Here is a 6099-nt window from a genome sequence, read left to right on the forward strand (position 1 = left end):
AGGATTGGGCAGTGGGCGGCCGTAAGCTGCCTATCTACGTCATCGTAGGGACGCAGTACGCAACAGCAATGGGCGGCGGTATACTGGTAGCCCACGTGGGCATCGGTTATTCTTCAGGATGGTCCACCATAACGTATGGGCTGCTCGTTTCGATTGGCATAGCTTTCCTGGCTGTAATAGCCAAGTGGCTGCGCGAACAGGAGTTCACTACTGTTCCTGACATCCTGGAGAAAATATATGGCTTCAACAGATTTGTACTTATCGTTGCTGCGCTCATGACTATCATAGTTCCGTTCGGGTGGATGTGCGCCCAGCTGGTTGCCTTCGGCAAGATATTCTCCAGCATAACCGGTATCCCGATGCAAATCCTAATGGTCATCTTCGCTGTGATCACCTTGGCCTACGTTCTCCCTGCTGGGCTCACTTCGGTCGCCTGGACCGACTTCGTCTTTGGCTGCTTCATGGTAGCTATGTCCCTCTTTTCAGCACTCTTTGCCATCAGGCGGGGTGGAGGTTGGAGTACGATAGTAGGCAAAGTTCCTGCGCAGATCGCGCAGTTCCCAGCGGGCATGGGGGCTGTGGGAGCCTTTACAGTTGCCCTCTGGAGCCTGGCCATTCTCCCCGGAACACTGACGAATCAGATGTATTACCAGAGGATTTATGCTATCGATAACGTCAAGTATGTGAGAACCAGTCTTATCATTAGTGCCTTGGTCATCCTAACGGCGGACATCTGGGCTGGCGTGGTCGGCCTAGCGGTTAGGTCTATGCAGCCGGGTCTGGCTTCGGAAATGGCATCTGGGTGGTTCCTAACGCAGCTGCCGACCTGGTTCCTGGCACTTTATTCCGGATTTATCGTGGCCACCATTATGTCTACCATCGACAGCGGTGTGCAGTCGGTTGTAGTAAACCTAACGCGGGACATCTACCAAAAACTCATTAATCCGCACGCAGACGACAAGAAGCTCCTGTGGCTTTCCCGCACCCTTTCGGTAGTCATGACATTTCTTTCCCTGATACTCGCCATAGCCTGGCCCCAGGCGCTGAGCTGGCTGGTGGCTACCTATGCTTATTCAGCAGCAGCTCTGCTCTTCCCGATTTTCCTGGGGTACTTCTTGAAAAATGCCAATTTCCTGACGCCCCAGGGTGCCGTAGGCGGAATGATCGGTGGGTTCATCGGCTGCGCGTGGGGTCAGATCAATAAGGTGGCGATTCCGTACGTGGCGTATGGTTTAACCGGATCATTGTTAGGGCTTCTCCTAGTCAGTGCCATGACGCGCAAGAGCTATTACAGCCGAATTGCCGCTAACCGTTAGCAGGATGGGGAGCTGGTAGGGATTGTTTCCTCGCCAGCCCCCCGAGTTCGGGACCGATGTTTGGAGCGAAAGGATGGGGACATATGATAACTCGCCCGCGCTTTGCTATCATAGGCGCAGGCAACGGTGGCCAGAGTCTAGCCGCGCACCTTACTCTCCTAGGTTTTGAGGTCAGTCTTTACGACGCGGACAAAGAGAAAATCGACCTGCTACGCGAGCTGCGTACCATCAAAGTCTATGGCGCTGTGCAAGGAGGGGCGGCCCCGGCATGCATCACCAGCGACATTGCCGAGGCAGTACAGGGTGCCGATATATTGATGGTTGTGGTTCCGACCTGCTTCCATGCGGACGTGGCCAGGGCGGTGTGGCCATACCTGGTGGGCGGGCAGGTTATTGTCCTTAACCCGGGAGCAACGGGTGGAGCATTGGAGTTTCGCCAGGTACTTCGACAGCACGGCTGCCGGGCAAAAGTGACATTAGCTGAAACGCAAACCTTAATTTACGCCTGCCGCAGCCCGCGACCTGGCGAAGCTACCATTTTCGGCATCAAGAATCATGTGGACGTTGCGACCCTGCCGGCTGGCGAGGCCACGCGGGTAACCGCCCTCCTGAATACAGCCTTCCCACAGTATCGACCTGCGCCCAACGTGCTCTTTACCAGTCTTAACAATGTCAATGCCATGTGCCATCCTGCACCCACCCTGTTCAACGCCGCTCGCATCGAGGGGCACTGCACCTTCGAGTACTACTTTGAGGGCATTACACCATCCGTTGCCAAAGTGGTGGAGAGGATAGATGCCGAGCGTCTAGCAATCGGTGAGGCCCTGGGCATAAAACTGACTTCTGTTAGGGATTGGTACGTAGTTTCCTACGGCGTAGACGCCGCAACCATTTATGAGGCCATCCAGAATAACAAGGCATATGCAGGGATCAAGGGCCCGACGACGCTTAATACGCGGTACATTTTCGAAGACGTTCCTACTGGTCTGGTGCCCCTGGCCTTGCTAGGTGGGGCCTTAGGGCTTAAGACCCCTGCCACAACTGCTATAGTAGAATTAGCCAATATCGTTTTAGGTCGCAACTTTTGGGAGGAAGGGCGTACGTTAGAAAAATTAGGGTTAGCGGGGAAGACTCCTCAGGAGATCCAGGCACTGGTTTCTTGAACAACCGGGAAGAAGGTAGTTGCCATGTCCTTAAGTCTGTTTGACATTGTTGGCCCTTTTATGATGGGCCCGTCCAGTTCCCACACAGCGGGAGCGGCACGTATCGGCTACATGGCTCGCCTTATCCTAGGACGAGAGCCGGAGAGGGTGACCCTCTACTTTCACCCAGTGCTTATGCAGACCTATGCAGGGCACAGAACCCACGCCGCGCTGGTAGCTGGCCTTCTTGGCTACCGGGAAGGGGACCCGGCGGGTATTTACGCCTTAGAAATAGCCATGGCAAAGGGCATTGCCGTCAACGTTGAACAAATCGATTCGCCGCACGTGCATCAAAACACTATGCGCATCAAGGCTGAGACTGGTGCTACGGTCGTGGTGATCAACGGCATCTCCGTTGGCGGAGGCAGCATCCTCATCTCGGAGATCGACGGGGTACCCGTGGCGCTGGACGGAAACACCTACGCTTTGCTGCTGCGCGCCCCGGCACCAGCAGACGAAACAATCAAAGCCATCTTGGCGCCGTACAAGGTGGTTGGGTTTTCAGAGGGCAGAGTTGGACCTAACCACCTGGCCTGTTGGGCCTTACGCCAGGAAGTACCGGCCAAGGTCTTAGCGGCTGTGCAGGCAGAGGTACCAAGCGCCTCATTGCACCTCATCCCGCCACTTTATCGTTTCCGCCAGGTAAGCGATGAACCCGTCCTCTTTTGCACGTTTTCGGAGTTGCTGGACCTCACGCAGCAGGGCATGAGCCTGCCTCAGGTGGCCTTAAGTTACGAAGAGAGGCGAAGCGAAAAATCAGAAGAATCCGTCAGGGATGGTATGTGCGAGATCTTGAGCGTCATGCGTGCTGCAGTAGAGGAGGGGCTCTCAGGTCAGGTGAAACTCTTGGGGGGTTTTTGCCCAGGGGATGACGGTTGGCGCTTGATGCAGGCCGCTCAGCAGGGTAAAACCATAACTAGCGGTATCTTCACGGCGGCGCTGGCTCGAGCTTTGGCCGTTGTTGAACTTAACGGAGCCATGGGAAGGGTAGTAGCCGCTCCAACTGCGGGATCGGCTGGTGTCCTACCAGGGGTGCTTTTCAGCGTAGGTGAATACCTGAAAAAGAGCGAGGCCGACTTAATTGACGCGTTGCTTGTCGCCGATGTCGTCGGCATCTGCATTGCCAACAAGGCTTCTCTTTCCGGCGCCGTTGGGGGCTGCCAGGGGGAAGTGGGTGTCGCCGCGGCAATGGCTGCTAGTGCCGCCACTTTTCTGGGCGGTGGAGACGCAGAGGCCTGTATTCACGCAGCGGCCCTCACATTGAAGAACATCTTGGGGCTCATTTGCGATCCAGCAGCGGGTCCGGTGGAGGTCCCGTGCATTAAACGCAATGCCATGGGAGCAGCAATCGCGCTTATGGGGGCAGAATTGGCCCTGGCAGGTATCCGAAGCTATATTCCCCCCGATGAGGTGGTGGATGCCCTGGTTAATGTGCAGAAGCTTCTGCCACAGGAATTAAAGGGTTCCACTGTCGGTGGTTTAGGCTGTACCCGGACTGCAGAGCGAATGCGATCCGAGTGGCAGCAGAAGCTTAGCCCAACTTCCGCACTCAGAGCACTGGAACCCTTGCGGCACCTATGTTCTTTGTCAAATTACGTCACTATCTTGCGACCATATCTTAATCGGTTTAATCATTCGCAGTGATATGCCTAGCGCCTCATAGATAGCAAGATGCTTAGGATCCGGTTTGGCAGCCTTCCTGATCCGCAAGGTGCGACCATCAGAGGTCGCCAATACCACTGTCACAATCTGGTGGTTGGAAAGCGTCTCCCGCACGGTTGCCCAGCTCGTGTAAAGCCCTCTGTCTTGTAGCGTCTTCTCTATGGCAACCAGCAGGTGATACGCAAGCACGCACAAGAATATGTGGGTCTCTACCCGGTTTTTCAACTGATGAAAGATCGGTCTCTCAGCAAGGGGACTCTTCATGGCCCGAAATGCTGACTCAGCCCGTGTCAGAAGAGAATAGACACGCCAGATCTCTTCAGCGTTTATGTCCTTGCGGTCTGTCCTAAGTAGATATCCACCATCCAGGCTCTCTGCAATCGCCTTCTTCTCCTTGTTCTCTTTCCAATATACTTTCCCATCTTCTAATCCGATCGTGTAATACCTAGCGACTCGTGGATAGCGCTCCTTCAGCCTCCCGATCTTCTCGTAGATCTTGTCCTCCGCCTTCAGCTTGCCGGACTCGACCCTCTTTGCCAGCTTCCCCAGATCAATAAGAAGCCGAGCCTCGTGCTTCTCCCGAATGGCACGATCCTTCGCCATCCGTTCCTCGCTTAAACAAAGCGCATATGTATCCCCGCACTCCCCTTCCTTTACACGCACCTTCGTCTTCTTCTGAGCCGGATTGTTTGGAGAAGGCTCCCGTACCACCTCACGCCAGCCCTCAGTCTCAAATTCCTCCAACCATTTATTCCTCTCCAATTGACGCGTTGCAACAATGTAGTGATATCCAGCGCCCCGGATGGCTTCCAGATTCTCTTCATAAGCCATGCCCCGATCAACAACCACTGTCGCGCCTTCCTTTTTCCCAACCCGTGCCTCAAGGACCTTTAACATTGAATCTACCGTCTTCTCATCTTTCTCATTCCCTTTGAATACTTCATGGGCTATAGGAAATCCATCCCGGTTTACTACCAATCCTACAACTACTTGCTTGCAATCAGGGCGCTTGTCGCGGGAATAACCCCGCATCGCTATAGAGTTCCCTTCGCATTTCCCTTCAAAATATGTCGATGTGAGATCATACAGATAAATGGTTGTATCAATGTTGAATAGGTCTCTCTCTTTCTCTACCAAGTCCTTTTCGATCTTACTCCGGCGCGGCCAGAGCTGATCGAGATTGCGGTAAAGCGTATCATCATTCAGCTGAGAAAGGTCAACCCCGAGAAGATCCTGAAGAGCGGTGCGGTTGACCCAATCAGGCATGGCATGTTCTGAGGCAGGCGATATCAATCGGTTGAGCGTCATCACCCGCGTTAGGAGACGCTCCCTCTCTGATAACCCTGCCCTCTGTAGCACATCATCAATCTCAAGCCGATTCCAGAATTCATTACCCACATGCACTGTCCCGGCTTCCCGCCCTTGCTCCACCTCTATGCGATCAGGGTATACAGAGATGGGCTCATCCCCTACTTGTTTAGGATGCTGCTCTTTTGGCTGGCGCTCTCTGACTTTAGCCACAATGTCAGCTACCAGAGGATCAGTAGGGGCCATGTCAATTGAAAGCTGCCCCAGTAACGCCTGCTCCACCTGCCGAGCGAGCACAAGCCATTCCTTGGCAGGCCGCGGCTTCAGGTTACCCAAAGAACAGATGACTTTCTGTCTGGGTCCCTTCGGGGTCATCACAGACTCTACAAGAAGGTAGTTTTCGTATGTCCTGCCGTTTTTTGCATGTCGAGTTGTTTTACGTATATACATGTCACTATCATATCATATATCTAAGAATTGTCAAGCAAAAACTGTATCACTTGTCGTCACTATTTTGAGCTTATGCAGATGGACAATGTGTCTAGCTGGGCTTTTGCCTTACCCGACACCCCAAAATGATCAGAAAATAGGCCTGGGTTGCGGAAGTTGGG

The 6099-nt window shown here is 53.9% G+C and carries 4 protein-coding genes; 3 read left to right on the forward strand and 1 reads right to left on the reverse strand.

What is annotated here, in order from left to right; all coding sequences use genetic code 11:
• The 3 genes from HPY52_16945 to sdaAA all read left to right on the forward strand — a co-directional run.
• A partial coding sequence (locus tag HPY52_16945) for a sodium:solute symporter family protein (GenBank protein NPV81921.1) occupies positions 1 to 1316 on the forward strand: 1316 nt, incomplete at its 5' end.
• A gap of 83 nt (positions 1317 to 1399) precedes the next feature.
• On the forward strand, positions 1400 to 2479 hold the full coding sequence (locus HPY52_16950) for an NAD(P)-binding domain-containing protein (GenBank protein NPV81922.1): 1080 nt from the start codon (positions 1400 to 1402) through the stop codon (positions 2477 to 2479).
• A gap of 24 nt (positions 2480 to 2503) precedes the next feature.
• The gene (sdaAA, locus tag HPY52_16955; protein NPV81923.1) at positions 2504 to 4162 is read left to right on the forward strand and encodes an L-serine ammonia-lyase, iron-sulfur-dependent, subunit alpha; all 1659 of its coding nucleotides are present in this window, start codon (positions 2504 to 2506) and stop codon (positions 4160 to 4162) included.
• Here the strand turns inward: sdaAA and HPY52_16960 are convergent.
• Positions 4106 to 5938: an IS1634 family transposase gene (locus HPY52_16960; protein NPV81924.1), complete on the reverse strand. Its 1833-nt coding sequence runs from the start codon at positions 5936 to 5938 to the stop codon at positions 4106 to 4108. The genes sdaAA and HPY52_16960 overlap by 57 nt on opposite strands.
• Between the last annotated feature and the right edge of the window lie 161 nt (positions 5939 to 6099).

This window comes from Bacillota bacterium (assembly GCA_013178415.1).
In the GTDB taxonomy this organism is placed as follows: Bacteria; Bacillota; SHA-98; order Ch115; family Ch115; genus Ch115.